Genomic DNA, 22,913 nt, shown 5'->3' with positions numbered 1-22,913 from the left:
TGCCGATCGGCGGCCGCCCTTCGCGCAGGAGTGATCGTCACCCGGACGGCGGGCGCGGCCCCGGGCTGCTGACGGCGCGTATTGTACGGTCACGCGCCGCTCTTGCGTGAGCAATTCCAGCTACTAGCTGCAAACGCCTGAAAGCAGACGGTCACGCACGTTACCGTCGGTTCTGTGTTTGCAGCAGAACGTCGCCAGTTGATCCTCGAAATGGTGCGCGCCAACGGAGCGGTCTCGCTCCGGGAGTTGGCCCGCGTCGTCCAGACCTCCGAAGTGACCGTGCGCCGCGACGTACGGGCCCTGGAGGCAGAAGGGCTCCTCGACCGCCGGCACGGCGGCGCGGTGCTCCCCGGCGGCTTCAGCCGCGAACCCGGCTACCCGCAGAAGACCCACCTCTCCGCGGCGGAGAAGAGCGCCATCGCGGACCTCGCCGCCGGCCTGGTGGAGGAGGGGGACGCGGTGGTGGTCGGTGCCGGCACCACCACCCAGGAGCTGGCCCGCAGGCTGGCCAGGGTGCCCGGCCTCACCGTGGTCACCAACTCGCTGCTGGTCGCCCAGGCGCTGGCGCACGCCAACCGGGTGGAGGTGGTGATGACCGGCGGCACCCTGCGGGGTTCCAACTACGCGCTGGTCGGCAGCGGTGCCGAGCAGTCCCTGCACGGGCTGAGGGTCTCCAAGGCCTTCATCTCGGGCAGCGGGCTGACCGCGGAACGGGGCCTGTCCACCGCCAACATGCTGTCCGCGAGCGTGGACCGGGCGCTGGTGCAGTCGGCCAACGAGGTCATCGTCCTCGCCGACCACACCAAGCTCGGCGCGGACTCCATGTTCCAGACGGTGCCCACCGAGAACATCACCCGGCTGGTCACGGACGAGCAGGCGACCGCCGACGACGGCACCGCCAGGGAACTCGACGCGATCGCCGACTGCGGGGTGCAGATCGACCTGGCGCCGCTCGGCGCCGCCCCCACCGGGGACGCCCCGGTGCACGGCACCGGCAGCGGGCCCGTCCACCAGACCCAGCCCGGCCCGCTGGCGCGCCGGCCCGCCCCGCCCCCCGGCGGCGCCCCGCTGCCCGGCCAGCGCCGGCCGGGCGCGCACGGCGGTCCGGTCGGGCCGGGCGGCATGCCGGCCCGGCTGGCCGAGCTGGGCCTCCCGCGCGGGCGCTGAGGGCCCGTACGGCCGCGCGAACGCGGCCGGCCCGCACCCCCGAGGGGGTACGGGCCGGCCGGCGCTCCAGGGAGCGTGTCAGTCCTTGATCTCGCACAGCGCGGCGCCGCTGCTGACGCTCGCGCCCACCTCGGCCTTGAGACCGACGACGGTGCCCGCCTTGTGCGCGTTCAGCGGCTGCTCCATCTTCATCGCCTCCAGGACCACGATCAGCTCGCCCTCGGCGACGACCTGGCCCTCCTCGACGGCGACCTTGACGATGGTGCCCTGCATCGGCGAGGCCAGGGTGTCACCGCTGACGGCCGAACCGGCCTTCTTGGCGCCCACCCGGCGCTTGGCCTTCGCGGCACCCGCGGCACCGGCCGCCGGGGCCGCCGAGACGCCCAGCGAGGACGGCAGCGAGACCTCGATCCGCTTGCCGCCGACCTCGACCACGACGGTCTCGCGGCCCTCGGCCTCCTCGCCGTCGCCGGCCGCGCCCGCGAACGGCGGGATGGTGTTGTCGAACTCGGTCTCGATCCACCGGGTGTAGATCGTGAACGGGCCCTCGCCGCCGTGCACCTCGGGCGCGAACGCCGGGTCGGTGACGACCGCCTGGTGGAACGGGATGGCGGTGGCCATGCCCTCCACCTTGAACTCGTTCAGCGCGCGGCGGGCCCGCTCCAGGGCCTGCTTGCGGTCCCGGCCGGAGACGATCAGCTTGGCAAGCAGGGAGTCCCAGGCCGGGCCGATGACCGAGCCGGTCTCCACGCCGGAGTCCAGCCGGACGCCCGGGCCGGACGGCGGCGCGAACAGCGTCACGGTGCCGGGCGCGGGCAGGAAGCCCCGGCCCGGGTCCTCGCCGTTGATGCGGAACTCGAACGAGTGGCCGCGCACCTCGGGGTCGCCGTAGCCCAGTTCCTCGCCGTCGGCGATCCGGAACATCTCGCGGACCAGGTCGAGTCCGGTGACCTCCTCGGTGACCGGGTGCTCGACCTGCAGCCGGGTGTTGACCTCCAGGAAGGAGATCGTGCCGTCCAGCGCCACCAGGAACTCGCAGGTCCCTGCGCCCTCGTAGCCGGCCTCCTTCAGGATGGCCTTGGACGCCCGGTACAGCTCGGCGTTCTGCTCGGCGGTCAGGAACGGCGCGGGCGCCTCCTCGACCAGCTTCTGGTGCCGGCGCTGGAGCGAGCAGTCACGGGTGGAGACGACCACCACGTTGCCGTGCTTGTCCGCGAGGCACTGGGTCTCCACGTGCCGCGGGTTGTCCAGGTAGCGCTCGACGAAGCACTCGCCGCGGCCGAAGGCGGCGACGGCCTCGCGCACCGCGGAGTCGTACAGCTCCGGGATCTCCTCCAGCGTGCGGGCGACCTTGAGGCCGCGGCCGCCGCCGCCGAAGGCCGCCTTGATGGCGACCGGAAGGCCGTGCTCCCGGGCGAACACGACGACCTCGTCGGCACCCGAGACCGGGTCCGGGGTACCGGCGACCAGCGGCGCGCCGGCGCGCTGCGCCACGTGCCGGGCGGTGACCTTGTCACCGAGGTCGCGGATGGCCTGCGGGGGCGGGCCGATCCAGGTCAGACCCGCGTCGAGGACGGCCTGGGCGAAGTCGGCGTTCTCCGACAGGAACCCGTAGCCGGGGTGGATGGCGTCGGCCCCGGAGTCCGCTGCGGCCTTCAGGACCTTGGCGATGTCCAGGTAACTGGTGCCGGGGGTGTCTCCACCCAGCGCGTAAGCCTCGTCGGCCGCGCGGACGTGCAGCGCATCCCGGTCCGGCTCGGCGTAGACGGCGACGCTGGCGATACCGGCGTCCGAGCAGGCCCGGGCGACGCGGACGGCGATTTCCCCGCGGTTGGCGATGAGCACCTTGCGCACTGTGGCTCCCTTCTTGAACCTGGTCGAGTTTATGGATTCCTGGGCGGTACCGGCGAGTAGCCCCAGGTTGTGAACTATCCCACACGGACGGTGATGAATTTCGAGGGCCCGTCGACCGCCTGTTCGGTGACGCCGCAGGTCGCGGCCGGTGCGGTTGAACCGGCCGGATCCACAGCGGGTGACGGGGCGCCGTTCGGTGCCCCGGTGGCATCGGACACACTCTCGCGCGGCGGGCTCGAAGGGCGGTGGAACGGGCGGCGGGCCGCCGCGCTCCCGCGGGCCCGGCCGTCAGGCCCAGAGGTCGACCAGCCGGACGTCCAGGTCGGCGAGCAGGGCGCGCAGCAGCGGCAGCGAGAGGCCGATGACGTTGCCCGGGTCGCCGTCGATGCCCTCGATGAACGGCGCCGAGCGCCCGTCCAGGGTGAACGCCCCGGCGACGTGCAGGGGCTCGCCGGAGGCCACGTAGGCGGCGATCTCGGCGTCGTCCGGGGTGCCGAAGCGGACGGTGGTGGACGCGGTCGCCGAGGACTGCCGGCCGGTCGTGGTGTCGATCACGCAGTGGCCGGTGCGCAGCACCCCGGCGCGGCCGCGCATCGACTGCCAGCGGGCGAGCGCCTCGGTGGCGTCGGCGGGCTTGCCGAGGGCCTGGCCGTCCAGCTCCAGGACGGAGTCGCAGCCGATCACCAGCTCGCCGCCGGTCAGTGCGGCGGCGACCGCCTTCGCCTTGGCCTCGGCCAGCACCAGGGCGAGTTCGGCCGGGGTGGCGGCGCTGATCGCGTCCTCGTCGACGCCGCTGACCACCACGCGCGGGTCGAGGCCCGCCTGGCGCAGCAGCCCGAGGCGGGCGGGGGAGGCGGAGGCGAGGACGAGGATGCGCTGGTCGGTCATGCCCCTCAGGGTAGGGGGTACCGGTGTCCGCCGTTCGGGTGAACGGCGGTCGCCGCGGTCGGGTGAACGGCGGTCACAGCAGGAGGAGGACGGCGGCCACCATCGCGAGGGCGGCGAGCACCCGGCCGGCCCGGTGCAGCCGCTCCATCATCCGGCGGGCCTCCGGGGAGGGCTCGTCGCGGGGGTCTGACCAGAGCACACGTCCAGGGTGCGCCGCGCCCGGCCCCGGGCGCCTGAGTATCCGTACTCAGCTTTCGGGCAATCCGGGCGGACGGGCCCGAACGGGTGCGGAGCGGGAGGTCGGACGGGCCGACTTCCCGCTCCGCACCCGGCGGTTCAGCTCGCCCAGCCGGACGTCCGCCAGGCGTTGACGCCCGGGTGGACGGCCTGGCGGAACAGGCGGGAGCGGTCGTTCCAGGGGGCGGCCGGGCCGGCACCGGCCAGGCGTGCCGCCTCGGCGGCGGCCTGCGCGGCGGCGGCCCGGGCCTGGACCACCGCCAGGACGGTGGCGAGCTCCTCGGGGGTCGGCTGCCCGTGCAGCACGTGGATCGGGGCCATGGCTCAATTCTCTCCCGACGGGGGCCTACAGGGGGATGTTGCCGTGCTTCTTCGGCGGCAGCACCTCGCGCTTGCCGCGCAGCGCCCGCAGACCCCGGACGATGTGCCGGCGGGTCTCGCTCGGCGGGATCACCGCGTCCACGTAGCCGCGCTCGGCCGCCAGGTACGGGTTCAGCAGGGTGTCCTCGTACGAGGCGATCAGCTCGGCCCGCTTCTGCTCGGCGCCGCCCTCCGCCGCGGCCTCGGCGATCTCCCGCCGGTGCAGGATGTTGACCGCGCCCTGCGCGCCCATCACCGCGATCTGCGCGGTCGGCCAGGCCAGGTTGAGGTCGGCGCCCAGGTGCTTGGAGCCCATGACGTCGTACGCGCCGCCGAAGGCCTTGCGGGTGATCACGGTGATCAGCGGGACGGTCGCCTCGGCGTAGGCGTAGATCAGCTTGGCGCCGCGGCGGATGATGCCGTCCCACTCCTGCTCGGTGCCGGGCAGGAAGCCGGGCACGTCGACGAAGGTCAGCACCGGGATGTTGAAGGAGTCGCAGGTCCGGATGAAGCGGGCGGCCTTCTCGCTGGCGTTGATGTCCAGGCAGCCGGCCAGGTCCATCGGCTGGTTGCCGACGATGCCGACGGACTGGCCCTCGACCCGGCCGAAGCCGGTGATGATGTTGCCCGCGTACAGCGGCTGGGTCTCCAGGAACTCGCCGTCGTCGACGATGTGCTCGATCACCTTGCGCATGTCGTACGGCTGGTTCGCCGAGTCCGGCACGATGGCGTCGAGTTCGAGGTCCTCGTCGGTGACGGTGAGGTCCGCCTGCTCGGGGTAGGACGGCGGGTCCGACAGGTTGTTGGAGGGCAGGTACGAGAGCAGGCTCTTGACGTACTCGACGGCCTCCTTCTCGTCGGTGGCCAGGTAGTGCGCGTTGCCGGACTTGCTGTTGTGGGTGCGGGCGCCGCCCAGCTCCTCCATGCCGACGTCCTCGCCGGTCACGGTCTTGATCACGTCCGGGCCGGTGATGAACATGTGCGAGGTCCGGTCGGCCATCACCACGAAGTCGGTGATCGCGGGGGAGTACACCGCGCCGCCCGCGCAGGGGCCCATGATCAGCGAGATCTGCGGGATCACGCCCGAGGCGTGCACGTTGCGGCGGAAGATCTCGCCGTACAGGCCGAGCGAGACCACGCCCTCCTGGATCCGGGCGCCGCCGGAGTCGTTGATGCCGATGACCGGGCAGCCGGTCTTCAGCGCGAAGTCCATCACCTTGACGATCTTCTCGCCGAACACCTCGCCCAGGGAGCCGCCGAACACGGTGAAGTCCTGGGCGAAGACGGCGACCTGGCGGCCGTCCACGGTGCCGTAGCCGGTCACCACGCCGTCGCCGTACGGGCGGTTCCGCTCCTGCCCGAAGTTCGTCGAGCGGTGCCGGGCGAACTCGTCGAACTCGACGAACGAGTCCTCGTCCAGCAGCTCCGCGACCCGCTCGCGGGCCGTCAGCTTGCCCTTGGCGTGCTGCTTCTCCACGGCCGCGGCGGAGCCGGAGTGCACCGCCTCGTCGAGCCTGCGCCGCAGGTCGGCGAGCTTTCCGGCGGTGGTGTGGGGGTCGTACGGCGCCTCGGTCATCCGGTGGCTCTCCCTGATCCATGGGCCGCGACCTGTTCGAGTGCGCGCGGGCCGGAGTGGGGGCCCGCGCATGAGGGCAGGGCGGCGCTGCGAACTACCGTTGGGTAGCGTAGCCAGCGCACGGGCCCGGACGTCATGTCCTGGCGTTATGGCCATCAACACAGTGTGTCAACGCTCGTTCTGAGGGACGATGGGGCGGCCTACGCCCCACGCGCCCGTGGACGCCCTAGTGTTCTGGACCATGACCGCACCCGACTCCCCCCGCCGCAGTGGACTGCGCGGTTTCGGCCACGCCGGGCCGTCGCCGTGGACCGACCTGGACCGCCCGCCGCTGGACGAGGCGGCACTGCGCCGCGACCTGCTGGTCCCGGACGGGCTCTGGACCTCGGTGGACGTCGTCGCCGCGACCGGATCCACCAACAACGACCTCGCCGCCCGCGCCCTGGCCGGCGCCCCGCAGGGCGCGGTGCTGGTCGCCGAGCTGCAGAACTCCGGGCGCGGCCGGCTGGAGCGCCAGTGGAGCGCCCCGGCCCGCTCCGGGCTGTTCCTGTCCGTCCTGCTGCGCCCCGAGGAGGTGCCGGTCGAACGCTACGGCTGGCTGCCGATCCTGGTCGGGGTGGCCACCGCCAGCACGCTGAGCCGGGTCGCCGGGGTCGAGGTCGGGCTGAAGTGGCCCAACGACCTCCAGGTGGAGATCGACGGCGCCGAGCGCAAGCTCGGCGGCATCCTCACCGAGCTGAGCGGCGGCGCCGTGGTCGCCGGCCTCGGCATCAACGTCTCGCTGCGCGAGTCCGAACTGCCCGTCCCCACCGCCGCCTCGCTCGCGCTGGCCGGCGCCGAGGTCACCGACCGGTCCACCCTGCTGCGCGCCCTGCTGCGCGAGTTCGCCGGGCTGTACCGCACCTGGACGGCCGCCGCCGGCGACCCGCACACCAGCGAGCTGCTCCGCGCCTACGCGGACCGCTGCACCACGCTCGGCCGTCAGGTGAAGGTGCACCTGCCGGGCGACCGGGAGCTGGTCGGCGAGGCGGTGGCGATCGACGGCGACGGCCGCCTGGTGGTCCGCACCCCCGACGGCGCACGCCGGGCGGTCGGCGCGGGGGACGTCGTCCACGTGCGCCCCGAGCCCCGCTGAACGGCACTCTTCACCTCTCCTTGACCCGGGCTGATGCCCCGGATCACGCGATTCCGTGCGAACATTCCACCTGGCAGCGGTGTGAGGCGCGCCACTGCCCGCCGGGTGGCGGGCGCGCCCGGACAGGCAGGACACGAGGCGAGTGCGGCGACCGCACGGGGACGGACCGGTGGCAGAGGACGGCAGCAGCGGCGCGACATCGGGGACCCACGACCCCACGGTCGCGCTCGAACTGGAACGCCTGATCCTGGACGCGCCACGCCGCTACACCCCGTACCAGGCCGCGCGGGCCGCCGACGTCCCGATGGAGCTGGCGACCCGCTTCTGGCGGGCCATGGGCTTCCCCGACATCGGCCAGTCCCGGGCCCTCACCGACGGCGACGTGATCGCCCTGCGCCGGCTCGCCGGCCTGGTCGAGTCCGGCCTGCTCAGCGAGTCGATGGCGATCCAGGTGGCCCGCTCCACCGGCCAGACCACCGCCCGGCTGGCCGGCTGGCAGATGGACACCTTCCTGGAGAACCTCACCCAGGCCGTCGAGCCCGGCCTGACCCGCGCCGACGTCGCCTACCCGCTGGTCGAGCTGCTGCTGCCGGAGCTGGAGCAGTTCCTGGTGTACGTCTGGCGCCGCCAGCTCGCCGCCGTCACCGGCCGGGTGGTCCAGGCCGCCGAGGACAACGAGATCACCAGTGGCCGTCTCGCCGTGGGCTTCGCCGACCTGGTCGGCTTCACCCGGCTGTCGCGGCGGCTGGAGGAGGAGGAGCTCGGCGAACTCGTCGAGACCTTCGAGAACACCTGTTCGGATCTGATCGCCGGGCAGGGCGGCCGGGTCATCAAGACCCTCGGCGACGAGATCCTCTACGTCTCCGAGGATCCGGTCACCGCCGCCGAGATCGCGCTCAGCCTGATCGAGGCCCTCGCCGAGGACGAGACCATCCCCGCGCTGCGGGTCGGCATGGCCTTCGGCACGGTCACCTCGCGGATGGGCGACGTCTTCGGCACCACCGTGAACCTGGCCAGCCGGCTCACCTCGATCGCGCCCAAGGACGCGGTGCTGATCGACGGCGAGTTCGCCGCCGCGCTGGAGCAGTACGGCAGCGTGGCCCCGCCGGACGCGGACGGCCCCGGCCTCGCCGAGGCGCTGTCGGCCGCCGCCGGGATGCCCGCCTCGGGCCTGCCGGTGCCGGGCCTGGACGCCGGGCACCGGTTCCACCTGCAGCCGATGTGGCGCCGGCCGGTGCGCGGGCTCGGGCTGGTCGAGCCGTGGCTGCTGTCGCGGCGGCTGAAGCCGGAGTAGGTCTCCGCCGCCGCCCCTCCCGGGCCCTTCTCGCGCCTCTGCGGGGCCCTTCCCGGCCTCTTCCGGACCCCTCCCGGTCCTCTCCTGTGCCCTTCCCGGCTTTTCCCGGGCCTTTCCGGCCTTCCCCGGCCTTTTCCAGGACGTGGCCCCGGGCCGGTCCCGATGCTTGGGGTGCCGAACGGTTGAAACCCGTACGGCCGGTTGCGGGTCCGTCCTGGCAAACGGGGCATAACCGACCGAAACCGCCATAGTCTTGGTGAAAGCGGCCGGGCGGGTGCGGCCGCCGTCGGGGGTCCGGCAGGACCGAGCACAGGGAGCGAGGCGAGCCGGTGAGCAGTGAGGCGATCATGACGGACCGCGGCTGCGACTGCGACTGCGGCGGCCCGCAGCCGGCCGGCCAACTGCCCGACCTGCGGCTGCAGTCCGTGGTCGAGCTGGCCCAGGACATGGCCCGCGCGCTCACCCCGCTGGAGGCCGTCCGGGCCGCCGCAGCCCGCGCCACCGAGGCGCTCGGGGCCACCATGGCGGCCGTCTCCGTCTGGGACCGCGAATCCGGCCGGCTCCGGGTCCTGGTCAACCACGGGGAGCTCGCGCCCGGCGAGGAGGAACTGCCCGAGGACGAGTCCTACCCCGTCGCCGACTTCCCCGAGATCGTCACCTATCTGGAGGAGCGCTGGACCACCGGGCGCCTCCCCCGGGCCTGGCTGCAGACCGCCGAGAACGCCGAACCGCACGCCGGGCACGCCCACCCGACCGCCGGCGCGTACTGCCAGGAACGCGCCGCGGCGCTGCGTCGGCGCGGCCGCGCCTGCTGCGTGGTCGCCCCGATCGTCCTGCACGGGCAGGCCTGGGGCGAGCTGTACCTGGCCCGCAGCGTCGGGAAGCCCGGGTTCGTCGCCGCCGACGCCGACTACGCGACCCTGCTCGCGGCCCAGATCTCGGCCGGCCTCGCCCAGACCGAACGCCTCGCCGACCTGCGCAAACTCGCCTTCTCCGACCCGCTCACCGGCCTCGCCAACCGGCGCGCCGTCGACGCCCGGCTGGAGAGCGCCCTCACGGCGCACAACCGGGACAACACCGTGGTCTCGCTCGTCGTCTGCGACGTCAACGGCCTCAAGCGGGTCAACGACCAGCTCGGCCACGAGATGGGCGACCGGCTGCTCGAACGGTTCGCCCACCAGCTCTCGGTCGCCGCGGCCAAACTCCCCGGCAGCCTCGCCGCCCGCCTCGGCGGCGACGAGTTCTGCCTGCTCGCCGAGGGGCAGAAGGCCGACGAGGTCGTCGCCGTCGCCGAGGAGCTCTGCGCCCGGGCCCTGGCCCTGTCCGAGGGCGAGGGCGTCGCCTGCGGCGTCGCCTCCACCGGCGACTCCATCGGCCCGGTCACCACCCCCGACCGGCTCTTCCGGCTCGCCGACGCCGCCCAGTACCGGGCCAAGGCCGCCCGGGCCGCGCACCCCGTCGTCGCCGGGCGCAGCCACGGCCCCGGCTTCTCGCCCGACCCCACCGTGCTGCTCGCCGACGCCGCCGACCCGCACCACCGGGCCGACGGACGCGCCCGCCCCGGCCGGGCGGGGGCGGGCGACCGGCGGCGCTTCCGGGGCGCCGCGCACAGCGCCGACCCGGGCCAGCTGCTCACCGCCGTCCTCGCGGCCCTCGACCAGGCCGCCGCCGCCCGGGCCGTCCACCCCGCCGACACCCTCGGCAAGCTCGTCGTCGTCGCCGAGGCCTCCGCCCGGCTGCTCGACGCCGTCGGCTGGTGGGTCTCCTACGTCCCGCCCGGCTCCCACCTCATGCGCACCGCCCAGCACGCCGTCTACCGGATGACCAGAGGCCCCAGCAGCACCCGCGCCGAGACCCAGCGGGCCCAGATCGAGGCCCCGGACGCCGTCTTCGACCTGCGCCACTACCCGATGACCCGCCGCGCCGTCCGCGGCGGCGCCTTCGCCCTGCGCGCGGGCGCGGCCGGCAACGACCCGGCCGAGGAGGCCATGCTGGTCGTCTCCGGCTACCGCGGGATGGTCGCCGCCGGCGGCCAGAACCCGGCCGGCGGCTGGCTCGTCGAACTCTTCGCCGACGACGCCACCCTGCCGCTCGGCCAGGCCGTCTTCGCCATGCGCGCCCTGGTGGCCGTCGCCCTGGCGGGCGCGGCCTCGCCCCCGGTGCTGTGAGGCCGGGGCGGGTGGTCGGCGCGGTCAGGCCTGCCCGAGGGCGCGCAGGACCGCCTCGACCAGGCGGTCGGCGTGGGCGTGGTCGAGCGGGCCGAGGCGGTAGAGCCAGCGGTAGTGGAGCGGGCCGTAGAGGAGTTCGAGGGCGAGGTCGAGGTCCGCGTCGGGGGCGAGTTGGCCGGCCTCGCGGGCGCTGCGCAGGCGCTCGCGGGTGACGTCGAGGAGCGGGTCCAGCAGGCGGGTGCGGTAGTCGGCGTACAGGGCCGGGTCGTTGAGCAGTTCGGCGGTGAGGGCGCGGTAGGTGCGGTCGAGGGCGGGGTCGGCGAGCTCGTCGGCGGCGGGGCGCAGGACGGCCCGCAGGTCGGCGGCGAGGTCGCCGGTGTCGGGGAGGGCGAGGCTGCCCTCGTGCTCGTTGGCGGCGAGGAAGGCGTCGAAGACGACGGCGCCCTTGGAGGGCCACCAGCGGTAGATGGTCTGCTTGCCGACACCGGCCCGGGCGGCGATCGCCTCGATGGTGAGCTTGCCGAAGCCGACGTCGGCGACGAGTTCGGCGGCGGCGGTGAGGACGGCGGCGCGGGAGCGTTCGCTGCGGCGGGCCGGGTCGGGGGCGGTTCTGTGGGCCATAGCGGAAATTCTAAGCGAAGCAACGAGACGGACCGTATCGTCTTGACGTGGCGTCGGACTCTGGATCATGCTGGAGCGGTGCCAGCGAGACGGATCGTCTCGTCTCATTCCTAGCCCTGGAGGCCCCCATGACCCGCTCCGCGCACCCCGCCCACATCCTGATGGTCTCGATCCCGGCCCACGGGCACGTCAACCCCAGCCTCGCCGTGATCGCCGAACTGGTCGCCCGGGGCCACCGGGTCAGCTACGTCAACGACGCCTCCTTCGCCGGGGCCGTCGAGTCGACCGGCGCCCGCTTCGTCCCGTACCCGACGAGGCTGCCGCGCGCCGGCGGCCCGGACGCCTGGGAGGAGGACCCGGTGGCGCTCCAGGAGCTGTTCCTGGACGACGCCCTCGCGATGTACCCCGTCCTGCTGGAGGCCTTCGCGGACGACCGCCCCGACCTGGTGCTCTGCGACATCGCGGGCTTCGCCGGGCGGGCGTTCGGCGAGCGGCTGGGCGTGCCGGTGGTGCAGCTGTCGCCCACCTACGTCGGCTGGGAGGGCTTCGAGCAGGACATGGCGGAGGTGTACGAGGCGATCCGCAGCGGGCCCGGCGGCGCCGAGCACTACCGGCGGTTCGCCGACTGGCTGGCCGAGGCCGGGACGGTGGAGCGCGACGTGGACGCCTTCAAGGGCCGCCCGGCGCGGTCCGTCGCCCTGATCCCGCGCGCCCTGCAGCTCAACGCGGACCGGGTCGACGAGCGGCGCGTCACCTTCGTCGGGCCGTGCTTCGGCGACCGCGCCCACCAGGGCGCGTGGCACCGGCCGGCGCACGCGGAGAAGGTGCTGCTGGTCTCGCTCGGCTCGGCCTTCACCCACCAGCCCGCGTTCTACCGGGCCTGCGTCCAGGCCTTCGGCGGCCTGCCCGGCTGGCACACGGTGCTCCAGGTCGGCGCGCACACCGACCTGGCCGACCTGGGCGAGGTGCCGGACACCGTCGAGGTGCACCGGTGGGTGCCGCAGCTGTCGGTGCTCGCGCAGGCGGACGCCTTCGTCACCCACGCGGGCATGGGCGGCTCCAGCGAGGGGCTGTACCACGGCGTGCCGATGATCGCCGTGCCGCAGGCCGTCGACCAGTTCGCCAACGCGGACGCGCTGGTGGGGCTCGGCGCCGCCCGCCGCCTGGACACCGCGCAGGCCACCCCGGAGGCGCTGCGCGGCGCGCTGCTGGAGCTGGTCGGCGACCCGGCGGTGGCCGAGCGGCTGAAGGCGCTGGCCGCCGCCGGCCGGGCCGAGGGCGGCACCGCCCGCGCGGCGGACCTGATCGAGGCCGAGCTCAGGGGGTGACCGGCGCGGCGGGGGAGGGCGCCGCTGTCGAGGGCGTGGCGGGGGAGGGCGAGGCGATCCGGTCCGGCCGGGTGTAGACGTTCGCGCCCTCCCCGCGCAGGAAGCCCACCAGGGTCAGGCCCAGCTCCTCGGCGAGGTCCACCGCGAGCGAGGACGGCGCCGAGACGGCCGCCAGCAGCGGGATGCCCGCCAGCGCGGCCTTCTGGGTCAGCTCGAACGAGGCCCGGCCGCTGACCAGCAGGACGTGCCCGGTCAGCGGCAGCCTGCCCTCGCGCAGCGCCCAGCCGACCACCTTGTCCACCGCGTTGTGCCGCCCGACGTCCTCGCGGGCGCAGAGCAGTTCGCCGGTGGCGGCGTCGAACAGGCCGGCCGCGTGCAGGCCGCCGGTGGACTCGAAGGTGCGCTGGGCGGCCCGCAGCCGGTCCGGCAGGCCGTACAGCAGGGACGGCGGGACGGTGAGCGGGTCCTCGCCCACCGGGTGGCGGACGTGGGTGCGGACGGCGTCCACCGTGTCCCGGCCGCACAGGCCGCAGGCGCTGGTGGTGAGCAGGTTGCGGTGCGCGGACAGCGGCAGCGCGCGGGCGGCGCCGCGCAGGGTGGCGTCGACGACGTTGTAGGTGTTGGCGCCGGACTCGTCCGTCCCGGCGCAGTACCGCAGGGCGGCGAGCTCCTCGGCGGTGTGCACCAGCCCCTCGCCGACCAGGAACCCGGCCACCAGGTCGAAGTCCTGCCCGGGGGTGCGCATGGTGACGGTCAGCGGCTCGCCGCCGAGCCGGATCTCCAGCGGCTCCTCCGCCGCCAGCGAGTCCGGCCGCACCCCGCGCTCGTCCCCCCGCAGCCGCACCACCCGGCGCCGTGCCGTCGCCCGCGTCATCGCCCTGCCACCTCCGTGCGTGTCCGTGGCCACCAGCGTGCGGCACGGGGCGGCCCGGGCGAAAATCCTGTCGGCCGGTACGGGGCGTGCGATCGTGGCCGTTCCGGATGGCGACCACCTGTTGTCATATCTTCATTCACCTGATGTGATGGTGTATATGGATATGCACAGTGCTGTGGCCCCCGACGCTCCGCTGGTCCAGGTCGGCAAGGCCGACGTCAGCGCCGAGGACGTGCTGGCCGTCGCCCGGGGGAACGCCCGGGTCGAGATAGGCCCCGACGCCCTCGCCGAGATGGCGACGGCGCGGGCGCGGATCGACGCCCTCGCGGCCGAACCGCGCCCCGTCTACGGCGTGTCGACCGGATTCGGCGCGCTCGCCGTCCGGCACATCAGCCCCGAACTGCGGGCACAGCTCCAGCGGTCGCTGGTGCGCTCGCACGCGGCCGGGATGGGACCGGCCGTCGAGCGCGAGGTCGTCCGGGCACTCGTCTTCCTGCGGATGAAGACGCTGGCCTCCGGCCGGACCGGCGTGCGCCCGCTGGTCGCGCAGACCATGGCCGCCCTGCTCAACGCGGGCATCACCCCGGTCGTCCGGGAGTTCGGCTCGCTCGGCTGCTCCGGCGACCTCGCGCCGCTGTCGCACTGCGCGCTGGTCCTGATGGGCGAGGGCGTGGCCACCGGCCCGGACGGCGTGGAGAAGCCCGCCGCCGAACTGCTCGCCGCCGCCGGCATCGAGCCCGTCGAACTGCTGGAGAAGGAGGGCCTGGCCCTCATCAACGGCACCGACGGCATGCTCGGCATGCTGGTGATGGCCATCGCCGACCTGCAGCGGCTGTACACCATCGCCGACATCACCGCCGCGATGACCCTGGAGGCGCTGCTCGGCACCGACAAGGTGCTCGCCCCCGAACTGCACGCCCCGATCCGCCCCCACCCGGGCCAGGCGCTGAGCGCCGCCAACATGCTGGCCGTCCTCAAGGACTCCGGCCTCACCGGCCACCACCAGGACGACGCGCCGCGGGTCCAGGACGCCTACTCGATCCGCTGCGCCCCGCAGGTGGCCGGCGCCGGCCGGGACACCCTCGCCCACGCCCAGCTGGTCGCCTCCCGCGAGCTCGCCGCCTCGGTCGACAACCCGGTCGTGCTGCCGGACGGCCGGGTGGAGTCCAACGGCAACTTCCACGGCGCCCCGGTCGCGTACGTGCTGGACTTCCTCGCCATCGCCGCCGCCGACCTGGGCTCGATCTCCGAGCGCCGCACCGACCGGCTGCTCGACAAGGCCCGCTCGCACGGCCTGCCGGCCTTCCTGGCCGACGACCCCGGCGTGGACTCCGGCCTGATGATCGCCCAGTACACCCAGGCGGCGCTGGTCAGCGAGAACAAGCGGCTCGCCGTCCCGGCCTCGGTCGACTCGATCCCGTCCTCCGCGATGCAGGAGGACCACGTGTCGATGGGCTGGTCCGCCGCCCGCAAGCTGCGCCAGGCCGTCGACAACCTCGGCCGGATCCTCGCCGTCGAACTCACCGCCGCCGCCCGCGCCCTGGAGATCCGCCAGCAGGCCGACGGCGCGGGCCGGACGGCCCCGGCCACCACGGCCGCCATGGCCGCCGCCCGGGAGGCCGGGGTCGGCGGCGCCGGCCGCGACCGCTTCCTCTCGCCGGACCTGGAGGCGGCGGCCGCGCTGGTCGCCTCCGGGGAGCTGGTACGGGCCGTGGAGCGGGTCACCGGGCCGCTGGCCTGAGCCGGCGTGAGCTGGGCTGACACGGTGCGATCGGTGTGACGGGCCGTCGGGTCCGGTGCGGGCGGCGGGACGGCTGGTGCGGGCGGCGGGGCTCAGTCCCAGTCGTCGCGGGACCGGGACCGGGACCGCGGCTCGTCCCGGTCCCGGCGGTTGCCGAACGCGGCGGCGAAGTTGACCCCGACGATGCCCGCCCAACTGACCAGCAGGCCGAAGAAGCCGCCGCCCTGCGGGCTGGCCGCGATCGCGGTGAGCGGGATGCCGAGGGCCAGCGAGATCACCGCCAGCCGGTTGCCGGGCCGGCCGAGCCCCGGCCCCGGCCCCGGGTGGTGCGGCCGGCGCCGCTGCGCGGGCTCGTAGTCGTCCATCCGCTCGGCCACCCGGCGCTCGACCCGGGCGTCCAGACGGGCGTCCAGGCGGCTCAGGAACGAGTCGACCAGCTCCGGCTCGTACTCCTTGCCGAGTTCCTTGCGAGCGTGCAGGGCGGCGTCGAGGTCGCGCCGCAGGTCGTCCTGGCGAGTGTCCATGGGAACAGCCTGGGCCCGCGCCGGAGCGCGGTCCATCCGTCGGTGGGGGAATCCGGGCGGGTTCAGGGAGAATTCAGGGTTACCCCGAGCTCCCGACCCGCTCGGGCCGTCTCGCCCGGCATCCCGCCGTACGAGACGTCTTTGCCAGGCGCGACGCACTGCTGCACAGTCGTCGTCCGAATCGCTCGCATCCGGAGGTACCGCTGATGACCGCCACCGACGAGGCCGGCACGGTCGGCCCCTCCGCCCGGCTGCTCCAGCTGTTCGAAGGCCACCGACTGACGCCGACCCAGCGGCGGATCGCGCACTCGCTGGTCCGGCACGCCACCGAGGCGCCGTTCCTCTCCAGCGTGGAGGTCGCCGAACTCGCCGGCGTCAGCCAACCGTCCGTCACCCGCTTCGCGGTCGCCCTCGGCTACGACGGCTACCCGGCGCTGCGCAAACAGCTGCGCGAACTCGGCGCGGGCGAGACCGCCGCGCCGGAGACCCCCGACGACGCGGTGCGCAACGAGCACCAGCAGGCCGTGCTCGCCGAGATCGCCCACCTGCGCCACCTCGCCGAACTCCTCGCCGACCCCGAGCCGATCACCCGCGCCGCCCGGCTGCTCGCCGCCTCCCGCCCGCTGCCGGTGCTCGGCCTGCGGGCCGCCTCCGCGCAGGCGCGCGGCTTCGCCTACTTCGCCGCCAAGGTGCACCCGGACATCCGCCTCCTCGACGAGGGCGGCAGCATGCTCGCCGACCGGCTGGAACAGGCCGCCGCGGCCGGGGCCACCGCGCTGCTCTGCTTCGCGCTGCCGCGCTACCCGCGGGAGCTGATGGACGCGCTGGTGGTGGCCCGCGAGTGCGGGCTGACGGTGCTGACCGTCGCCGACAGCGCCTTCGCGCCGGTCGCCAAGCTCTCCGACCTGATGCTGCCGGCCGCCGTCGGCACCGGGCTGGTCTTCGACACCGCGTGCGCGCCGATGATGCTCGGCCGGGTGCTGTTGCAGCGCATGTGCGACGAACTCCCGGGCGCGGAGGCCCGGTTGGAGGCCATCGAGCAGTCCGCCGCGGCACGTGGCCTGTTTTTGGAGTAGACACGGCGGGGAGTAGCCGTCACGAACCCGGGCATCCCCTACAGCAGGGGGTGCCGCCCATGCGCGTGATCCACGAGATGAAGTTCGTCGCCCGCCTGGCCTCGGGTGTCGACGAATGGTCCTGCCCCACCTGCGGACGCCGCGTCACCCTGCGGCGCCTGCCCGATCCCGAACTGACCGTCCTCGACCCGGGAGACGAGTCCGCCGTGCACGTCGGCGTCATCGAACCCGACGCCCGCGCCGCCGCAGCTGCCGCCGAGAAGTACGGCCTCGGCCCGGTCCAGAACATCCCCCGCCCGCCGACCCCACCCACCCCCGACGCCGCCGACCGCCGCTGGCTCGCCGAGATCGGCATCGACTGGGACGGCGACGCCGCGGCCTGAGGGCGCTCGTACGACCCGTTCCGGCCAAGCGGTACGGGGGCTTCGGCGTGCCTGGGTGCGCCTGCGGGCGGCTGCTGATCGGATGGGTTCGGGGTCTGGTCGGGAGGTGGTTGTTTGGATATATTCAGTCGAGCTGAATCTGAATGAATCCATCCGCAGGGAGGCCAGGACATGGTGCAGCAGGCGAGCGGGCCGCGTGAGGTCAGGGCGGCGCGGGGGACGGGGCTGACGGCGCAGGGGTGGCAGCAGGAGGCGGCCCTGCGGATGCTGATGAACAACCTCGACCCGGAGGTCGCCGAGCACCCGTCGAAGCTGGTGGTGTACGGCGGGACGGGCAAGGCGGCGCGGGACTGGCGCTCGTTCGACGCCATGGTGCGGACGCTGGAGGGGCTGAAGCAGGACGAGACCATGCTGGTCCAGTCCGGGCGGCCGGTCGGCGTCATGCAGACCCACGAGTGGGCGCCTCGGGTGCTGATCGCCAACTCCAACCTGGTCGGCGACTGGGCCAACTGGGAGGAGTTCCGCCGGCTGGAGAGCCTCGGGCTCACCATGTACGGGCAGATGACCGCCGGCTCGTGGATCTACATCGGCACCCAGGGCATCCTGCAGGGCACCTACGAGACCTTCGCCGCCGTCGCCAACAAGCGGTTCGACGGCACGCTGGAAGGCACCATCACCCTCACCGCCGGCCTCGGCGGGATGGGCGGCGCCCAGCCGCTGGCCGTCACCATGAACGGCGGCGTGGCGATCTGCATCGACTGCGACCCGTCCCGGATCGCCCGCCGGATCGAGCACCGCTACCTGGACGTCGAGGCCAAGGACCTCGGGCACGCGCTGGAACTGGCCACCGCGGCCCGCGACAAGCGGCAGCCGCTGTCCATCGGCGTGCTGGGCAACGCCGCCGAGCTGGTCCCGCAGCTGCTCGCGATGGACGCGCCGATCGACATCGTCACCGACCAGACCAGCGCCCACGACCCGCTCGCCTACCTGCCGGTGGGCGTCGCCTTCGACGACATGGCGGACTACGCGGCGGCCAAGCCCGCCGAGTTCACCCAGCGGGCCCGCGAGTCGATGGCCCGGCACGTCGAGGCGATGGTCGGCTTCCAGGACGCGGGCGCCGAGGTCTTCGACTACGGCAACTCGATCCGTGGCGAGGCCCAACTGGCCGGTTACGACCGCGCGTTCGCCTTCCCCGGGTTCGTCCCCGCGTACATCCGGCCGCTGTTCTGCGAGGGCAAGGGCCCGTTCCGCTGGGCGGCGCTGTCCGGCGACCCGCAGGACATCCACAAGACCGACAAGGCCGTCCTCGACCTCTTCCCGGAGAACGAGTCGCTGCACCGCTGGATCAAGATGGCCCAGGAGAAGGTGCACTTCCAGGGCCTGCCCGCGCGGATCTGCTGGCTCGGCTACGGCGAGCGCGACAAGGCCGGCGAGCGCTTCAACGACATGGTCGCCTCCGGCGAGCTGTCCGCGCCGATCGTGATCGGCCGCGACCACCTCGACTGCGGCTCGGTCGCCTCCCCGTACCGGGAGACCGAGGCGATGCTGGACGGCTCGGACGCGATCGCCGACTGGCCGCTGCTCAACGCCATGGTCAACGTGGCCTCCGGCGCGTCCTGGGTCTCCATCCACCACGGCGGCGGCGTCGGCATCGGCCGCTCGATCCACGCCGGGCAGGTCACCGTCGCCGACGGCACCGCGCTGGCCGGCGAGAAGATCCGCCGGGTGCTCACCAACGACCCGGGCATGGGCGTGATCCGGCACGTGGACGCCGGCTACGACCGGGCCACCGAGGTCGCCGCCGAGCGCGGCGTGCGCGTCCCCATGGGTGAGCTGTGACGTCCTCGTTCGAAGAGATGTGGGCGGAGCTGCTCCCCGTGGGCCGCTCCGCCGCCTCCGGCGGCTACCGCCGCTTCGCCTGGAACTCCGCCGACGCCGAGTGCCGGGCCTGGTTCGAGCAGCAGGCCCGGGACCGCGGCCTCGCCTACGAGTTGGACCGCAACGGCAACCAGTGGGCCTGGCTGGGCGATCCGAACGCGGGCGGGGCGGTCGTCACCGGCTCGCACCTGGACTCCGTCCCGGACGGCGGCGCCTTCGACGGCCCGCTCGGCGTGGTCTCCTCCTTCGCGGCCCTGGACGAACTCCGCTCCCGAGGCGCCGAGTTCACCCGCCCGCTGGCGATCACCAACTTCGGCGACGAGGAGGGCGCCCGGTTCGGCGTGGCCTGCATCGGCTCCCGCCTGTCCGCCGGCGTGCTCTCCCGCGAGGCCGCGTACGAGCTGCGCGACGCCGACGGCGTCCGGCTGCCCGACGCGATGGAGCGGGCCGGCTACGACCCGGGCGCGATCGGCGCGGACGACGACCGGCTGGCCCGGATCGGCGCCTTCGTCGAACTCCACGTCGAGCAGGGCCGCCTCCTCACCGAGGACCGGCCGGTCGGCGTGGCCAGCGCGATCTGGCCGCACGGCCGCTGGCGGTTCGACTTCCACGGCGAGGCCAACCACGCCGGCACCACCCGGATCGAGGACCGCCGCGACCCGATGCTGACGTACGCCAACACCGTGCTCGCGGCCCGCAAGAAGGCCCGGCAGGCGGGCGCGCTGGCCACCTTCGGCAAGGTCGCGGTCGAGCCCAACGGCACCAACGCGATCGCCTCGCTGGTGCGCGGCTGGCTGGACTCCCGGGCCGCCGACGAGGCGACGCTCACCGCGCTGGTCGAGGAGATCGAGCAGGCCGCCGCCGAGCGCGGCGGGCGCGACGGCGTCCGGGTCGAGCTGACCCGCGAGTCCTACACCCCGGTGGTGGACTTCGACGGCCCGCTGCGCGACCGGCTCGCCAAGCTGCTGGACGCCCCGGTGCTGCCCACCGGCGCCGGACACGACGCCGGGATCCTGGCGTCGGCCGTCCCGACCGCCATGCTGTTCGTGCGCAACCCCAGCGGGGTGTCGCACTCCCCGGCCGAGCACGCCGAGGAGGCCGACTGCCTGGCCGGGGTCGCCGCCCTCGCCGACGTACTGGAGGACCTGGCGTGTCGCTGAGCCCCTTGACCTCGGGGACCGAGCCGGTGGCGTACTGGGCGCAGTACGCCTGGCTGCCGCACCCCAACGGGCCGGTGGTCGAGCGCAACGTGCTGATCACCGTCGGCCCCGGCGGCCGGATCACCGCGGTGACCCCGGACAGCGGGCCCTGCCCGCCCGGGGCCGTCCGCCTCGACGGGCTGCTGCTGCCCGGCCAGGCGAACGCCCACTCGCACGCCTTCCACCGGGCGCTGCGCGGCCACGTCCAGGTCGGCTCCGGCACCTTCTGGACCTGGCGCGACACCATGTACCGGTTCGCCGGGGCGCTCGACCCGGACCGCTACCTGGCGCTCGCCACCGCCGTCTACGCCGAGATGGCGCTGGCCGGGGTCACCGCCGTCGGCGAGTTCCACTACCTGCACCACGCCCCCGGCGGCGCCCGCTACGACGACCCCAACGCGATGGGCGAGGCGCTGATCGAGGCCGCCGCCCGGGCCGGCATCCGGATCACCCTGCTCGACACCTGCTACCTGTCCGCCGGCTTCGGCGCCGAGCCGACCAGGCCGCAGCAGCGGTTCAGCGACGGCGACGCCGAGGCCTGGGCGGTGCGGGCGGACGCGCTCAAGCCCCGCGAGCACGCCCGGATCGGCGCCGCCGTCCACTCGGTGCGGGCCGTCCCGGCCGAGCAGCTGGGCACCGTCGCGCAGTGGGCGGCGGTGCGCGAGGCGCCGCTGCACGTCCACCTGTCCGAGCAGACCGCCGAGAACGACGCCTGCCTCGCCGCGCACGGCGTCACCCCGACCCGGCTGCTCGCCGACCACGGCGTGCTCGGCCCGCGCACCTCGGCCGTGCACGCCACCCACCTCACCGACGAGGACGTCCGGCTCCTCACCGACACCTCCACCACCATCTGCATGTGCCCCACCACCGAGCGGGACCTCGCGGACGGCATCGGCCCGGCCCGCCGGCTCGCCTCGGCGGGCTGCCCGGTCACCCTGGGCAGCGACAGCCACGCCGTCATCGACCCGTTCGAGGAGGCCCGCGCCCTGGAGCTGAACGAGCGGCTGCGCACCCGCACCCGCGGGCACTGGACGGCCAACCTCCTGCTGCGGGCCGGCACCGAGGACGGGCACGCCTCGCTCGGCTGGCCGGAGGCGGGGCGGGTCGAGGCCGGCGCGCTCGCCGACTTCACCGTGATCGCCCTGGACTCGGTGCGCACCGCGGGCCCGCCGCCCCGCCTCGGCGCCGAGACCGCCGTCTTCGCGGCCTCGGCGGCCGACGTGCGGCACGTGGTGGTCGGCGGCCGGCAGGTCGTCCGGGACGGCGTGCACCAGCTCGTCGCGGACGTGCCGGGCGCGCTGCGGGACTCGATCGGCGCGCTGGACCACTGACCTCTTTGTTCAATTCCCTTCGGAAGGCGTTGTCTTGAGCACCAGGACCACCTTGATCACGGGCATCGGCAGCCTGGTCACCAACGACCCCGGGCACGGCACCGGGCCGCTCGGCCTGCTCACCGACGCGTCCGTGGTGATCGACGGCGGCACCGTCGCCTGGGTCGGCCCGGCAGCCCAGGCCCCGGCGGCGGACGAGCGCTTCGACGCCGAGGGCCGGGCGCTGCTGCCCGGGTTCGTCGACTCGCACGCCCACCTGGTGTTCGCGGGGGATCGTACGGCCGAGTTCAACGCCCGGATGTCCGGGCAGGCGTATTCGGCGGGTGGCATCCGGACGACGGTGGCGGCCACCCGGGCCGCGAGCGACGCCGAACTGGAGGCCAACCTGGCCGGGTTCGTCCGGGAGGCGCTGCGGCAGGGCACCACCACCATCGAGTGCAAGTCCGGCTACGGGCTGACGGTCGAGGACGAGGCGCGGGCGCTGCGGATCGCCGCGCGGCACACCCCGGAGACCACCTACCTGGGCGCGCACGTGGTCGCGCCCGAGTACGCCGACGACCCGGCCGGGTACGTGGATCTCGTCACCGGCGAGATGCTGGACGCCTGTGCGCCGCACGCCCGTTGGGTGGACGTGTTCTGCGAGAAGGGCGCCTTCGACGGCGACCAGGCGCGGGCCGTTCTGACGGCGGGGATCGCCCGCGGCCTCACCCCCCGGGTGCACGCCAACCAGCTCACGTACGGGCCCGGCGTGCAGCTCGCGGTGGAGCTGGGGGCCGCCTCGGCGGACCACTGCACCCACCTGACCAACGAGGACGTGGCGGCGCTCGCCGGCTCGGCGACGGTTGCGACGCTGCTGCCGGGGGCGGAGTTCTCCACCCGGGCCGAGTACCCGAGCGGGCGACGGCTGCTGGACGCGGGGGCCATGGTGGCGCTCTCCACGGACTGCAACCCGGGCTCCAGCTTCACCAGTTCGATGGCGTTCTGCATCGCGGTCGCGGTGCGCGAGATGGGCATGACCCCCGACGAGGCGGTCTGGGCGGCAACCCTGGGCGGCGCCCACGCGCTGCGGCGCAGCGACGTCGGCACCGTCACGGTCGGCGCCCGCGCCGACCTGCTGCTGCTGGAAGCGCCCTCGCACGTGCACCTGGCCTACCGCCCGGGTGTCCCCCTGACGGCCGCGGTCTGGCGAGCCGGCGTCCGGGAGGTCTGAGTAGCCGCATCACTTCACGTCGCCCCGTCGAGCCGCTGCTCGACGGGGCGACGTGAAGTGATGCGGCAG

19 protein-coding genes and 1 pseudogene are annotated in these 22,913 nt (G+C 74.2%); 12 read left to right on the top strand and 8 right to left on the bottom strand.

Going from position 1 to position 22,913, the window contains the following annotated elements:
• The first annotated feature begins 210 nt into the window (after nt 1-210).
• Complete coding sequence (locus ACFVTF_RS31200; protein ID WP_387817633.1) at nt 211-1,167, top strand: DeoR/GlpR family DNA-binding transcription regulator; 957 nt, start codon at nt 211-213, stop codon at nt 1,165-1,167.
• Between the two features lie 78 nt (nt 1,168-1,245).
• On the opposite strand, the gene ACFVTF_RS31195 is transcribed toward ACFVTF_RS31200, so the two are convergent.
• From ACFVTF_RS31195 to ACFVTF_RS31175, 5 genes are all read right to left on the bottom strand, one after another.
• Nucleotides 1,246-3,021: a biotin carboxylase N-terminal domain-containing protein gene (locus tag ACFVTF_RS31195; protein WP_371518527.1), complete on the bottom strand. Its 1,776-nt coding sequence runs from the start codon at nt 3,019-3,021 to the stop codon at nt 1,246-1,248.
• 288 nt (nt 3,022-3,309) lie between these two features.
• Nucleotides 3,310-3,909 (bottom strand): nucleoside triphosphate pyrophosphatase, encoded by a 600-nt coding sequence (locus tag ACFVTF_RS31190; RefSeq protein WP_387817596.1) that lies wholly within the window; start codon nt 3,907-3,909, stop codon nt 3,310-3,312.
• A 73-nt stretch (nt 3,910-3,982) separates the two neighbouring features.
• Nucleotides 3,983-4,108, bottom strand: a complete 126-nt coding sequence (mmpB, locus tag ACFVTF_RS31185; RefSeq protein WP_279634918.1) for a morphogenic membrane protein MmpB — start codon at nt 4,106-4,108, stop codon at nt 3,983-3,985.
• A gap of 137 nt (nt 4,109-4,245) precedes the next feature.
• On the bottom strand, nt 4,246-4,467 hold the full coding sequence (locus ACFVTF_RS31180; protein ID WP_387817595.1) for an acyl-CoA carboxylase epsilon subunit: 222 nt from the start codon (nt 4,465-4,467) through the stop codon (nt 4,246-4,248).
• A 25-nt stretch (nt 4,468-4,492) separates the two neighbouring features.
• A complete protein-coding gene (locus tag ACFVTF_RS31175; RefSeq protein ID WP_371518531.1) occupies nt 4,493-6,082 on the bottom strand; it encodes an acyl-CoA carboxylase subunit beta in 1,590 nt (529 codons plus the stop codon).
• 241 nt (nt 6,083-6,323) lie between these two features.
• Here ACFVTF_RS31175 and ACFVTF_RS31170 point away from each other — a divergent pair, with 241 nt between their 5' ends.
• The 3 genes and pseudogenes from ACFVTF_RS31170 to ACFVTF_RS31160 all read left to right on the top strand — a co-directional run.
• Entirely contained in the window at nt 6,324-7,217 is an 894-nt protein-coding gene (locus ACFVTF_RS31170; protein ID WP_371518533.1) for a biotin--[acetyl-CoA-carboxylase] ligase, read from the top strand.
• A gap of 169 nt (nt 7,218-7,386) precedes the next feature.
• Nucleotides 7,387-8,511: an adenylate/guanylate cyclase domain-containing protein gene (locus ACFVTF_RS31165; RefSeq protein ID WP_363588075.1), complete on the top strand. Its 1,125-nt coding sequence runs from the start codon at nt 7,387-7,389 to the stop codon at nt 8,509-8,511.
• A 446-nt stretch (nt 8,512-8,957) separates the two neighbouring features.
• Nucleotides 8,958-10,097 (top strand): annotated as a pseudogene (locus tag ACFVTF_RS31160) (diguanylate cyclase domain-containing protein); the annotation flags it as partial.
• 606 nt (nt 10,098-10,703) lie between these two features.
• Here ACFVTF_RS31160 and ACFVTF_RS31155 read toward each other — a convergent pair.
• On the bottom strand, nt 10,704-11,300 hold the full coding sequence (locus tag ACFVTF_RS31155; protein ID WP_387817594.1) for a TetR/AcrR family transcriptional regulator: 597 nt from the start codon (nt 11,298-11,300) through the stop codon (nt 10,704-10,706).
• 128 nt (nt 11,301-11,428) lie between these two features.
• Here ACFVTF_RS31155 and ACFVTF_RS31150 point away from each other — a divergent pair, with 128 nt between their 5' ends.
• On the top strand, nt 11,429-12,628 hold the full coding sequence (locus ACFVTF_RS31150; protein WP_387817593.1) for a macrolide family glycosyltransferase: 1,200 nt from the start codon (nt 11,429-11,431) through the stop codon (nt 12,626-12,628).
• On the opposite strand, the gene fdhD is transcribed toward ACFVTF_RS31150, so the two are convergent.
• Nucleotides 12,618-13,502, bottom strand: coding sequence for a formate dehydrogenase accessory sulfurtransferase FdhD (gene fdhD / locus ACFVTF_RS31145; RefSeq protein WP_387817592.1), 885 nt, complete (start codon nt 13,500-13,502; stop codon nt 12,618-12,620). The two genes, ACFVTF_RS31150 and fdhD, sit on opposite strands and share 11 nt — an antisense overlap.
• 163 nt (nt 13,503-13,665) lie before the next feature.
• Between fdhD and hutH the strand changes: the two genes are divergently transcribed.
• The gene (gene hutH, locus ACFVTF_RS31140; protein WP_387817591.1) at nt 13,666-15,243 is read left to right on the top strand and encodes a histidine ammonia-lyase; all 1,578 of its coding nucleotides are present in this window, start codon (nt 13,666-13,668) and stop codon (nt 15,241-15,243) included.
• Nucleotides 15,244-15,335: 92 nt separating this feature from the next.
• Here hutH and ACFVTF_RS31135 read toward each other — a convergent pair whose 3' ends face one another.
• Nucleotides 15,336-15,767 carry a hypothetical protein gene (locus ACFVTF_RS31135; protein ID WP_387817590.1) on the bottom strand — a complete coding sequence of 144 codons (432 nt, stop codon included), beginning with the start codon at nt 15,765-15,767 and terminating at the stop codon, nt 15,336-15,338.
• Between the two features lie 206 nt (nt 15,768-15,973).
• Here ACFVTF_RS31135 and ACFVTF_RS31130 point away from each other — a divergent pair, with 206 nt between their 5' ends.
• The 6 genes from ACFVTF_RS31130 to hutI all read left to right on the top strand — a co-directional run bounded on the left by ACFVTF_RS31130 (nt 15,974) and on the right by hutI (nt 22,844).
• A complete protein-coding gene (locus ACFVTF_RS31130; RefSeq protein ID WP_363588063.1) occupies nt 15,974-16,843 on the top strand; it encodes a MurR/RpiR family transcriptional regulator in 870 nt (289 codons plus the stop codon).
• A 59-nt stretch (nt 16,844-16,902) separates the two neighbouring features.
• On the top strand, nt 16,903-17,226 hold the full coding sequence (locus ACFVTF_RS31125; RefSeq protein ID WP_063349091.1) for a hypothetical protein: 324 nt from the start codon (nt 16,903-16,905) through the stop codon (nt 17,224-17,226).
• 171 nt (nt 17,227-17,397) lie between these two features.
• Nucleotides 17,398-19,065: a urocanate hydratase gene (gene hutU / locus ACFVTF_RS31120; protein WP_371518545.1), complete on the top strand. Its 1,668-nt coding sequence runs from the start codon at nt 17,398-17,400 to the stop codon at nt 19,063-19,065.
• 17 nt (nt 19,066-19,082) lie between these two features.
• Nucleotides 19,083-20,264 carry an allantoate amidohydrolase gene (locus ACFVTF_RS31115; RefSeq protein WP_387817632.1) on the top strand — a complete coding sequence of 394 codons (1,182 nt, stop codon included), beginning with the start codon at nt 19,083-19,085 and terminating at the stop codon, nt 20,262-20,264.
• On the top strand, nt 20,255-21,634 hold the full coding sequence (locus tag ACFVTF_RS31110) for a formimidoylglutamate deiminase (protein ID WP_387817589.1): 1,380 nt from the start codon (nt 20,255-20,257) through the stop codon (nt 21,632-21,634). The genes ACFVTF_RS31115 and ACFVTF_RS31110 overlap by 10 nt, the downstream gene beginning before the upstream one ends.
• 34 nt (nt 21,635-21,668) lie before the next feature.
• Nucleotides 21,669-22,844, top strand: coding sequence for an imidazolonepropionase (gene hutI, locus ACFVTF_RS31105; RefSeq protein WP_387817588.1), 1,176 nt, complete (start codon nt 21,669-21,671; stop codon nt 22,842-22,844).
• The last annotated feature ends 69 nt before the right edge of the window (nt 22,845-22,913 follow it).

The organism is Kitasatospora sp. NPDC057940 (assembly GCF_042887425.1).
In the GTDB taxonomy this organism is placed as follows: Bacteria; Actinomycetota; Actinomycetes; order Streptomycetales; family Streptomycetaceae; genus Kitasatospora.
The sequence above is the reverse complement of the archived record's forward strand: the minus strand, read 5'-3'. Positions and strand labels throughout refer to the sequence as shown.

Bases quoted from the DNA above. Each gene is read 5' to 3' on its own strand.
- ACFVTF_RS31200 (WP_387817633.1), top strand. From the start codon at position 211: ATGGTGCGCGCCAACGGAGCGGTCTCGCTCCGGGAGTTGGCCCGCGTC.
- ACFVTF_RS31190 (WP_387817596.1), bottom strand. From the start codon at position 3,909: ATGACCGACCAGCGCATCCTCGTCCTCGCCTCCGCCTCCCCCGCCCGC.
- ACFVTF_RS31180 (WP_387817595.1), bottom strand. From the start codon at position 4,467: ATGGCCCCGATCCACGTGCTGCACGGGCAGCCGACCCCCGAGGAGCTC.
- ACFVTF_RS31175 (WP_371518531.1), bottom strand. From the start codon at position 6,082: ATGACCGAGGCGCCGTACGACCCCCACACCACCGCCGGAAAGCTCGCC.
- ACFVTF_RS31170 (WP_371518533.1), top strand. From the start codon at position 6,324: ATGACCGCACCCGACTCCCCCCGCCGCAGTGGACTGCGCGGTTTCGGC.
- ACFVTF_RS31155 (WP_387817594.1), bottom strand. From the start codon at position 11,300: ATGGCCCACAGAACCGCCCCCGACCCGGCCCGCCGCAGCGAACGCTCC.
- ACFVTF_RS31150 (WP_387817593.1), top strand. From the start codon at position 11,429: ATGACCCGCTCCGCGCACCCCGCCCACATCCTGATGGTCTCGATCCCG.
- fdhD (WP_387817592.1), bottom strand. From the start codon at position 13,502: ATGACGCGGGCGACGGCACGGCGCCGGGTGGTGCGGCTGCGGGGGGAC.
- hutH (WP_387817591.1), top strand. From the start codon at position 13,666: ATGCACAGTGCTGTGGCCCCCGACGCTCCGCTGGTCCAGGTCGGCAAG.
- ACFVTF_RS31135 (WP_387817590.1), bottom strand. From the start codon at position 15,767: ATGGACACTCGCCAGGACGACCTGCGGCGCGACCTCGACGCCGCCCTG.
- ACFVTF_RS31130 (WP_363588063.1), top strand. From the start codon at position 15,974: ATGACCGCCACCGACGAGGCCGGCACGGTCGGCCCCTCCGCCCGGCTG.
- ACFVTF_RS31125 (WP_063349091.1), top strand. From the start codon at position 16,903: ATGCGCGTGATCCACGAGATGAAGTTCGTCGCCCGCCTGGCCTCGGGT.
- hutU (WP_371518545.1), top strand. From the start codon at position 17,398: ATGGTGCAGCAGGCGAGCGGGCCGCGTGAGGTCAGGGCGGCGCGGGGG.
- ACFVTF_RS31115 (WP_387817632.1), top strand. From the start codon at position 19,083: ATGTGGGCGGAGCTGCTCCCCGTGGGCCGCTCCGCCGCCTCCGGCGGC.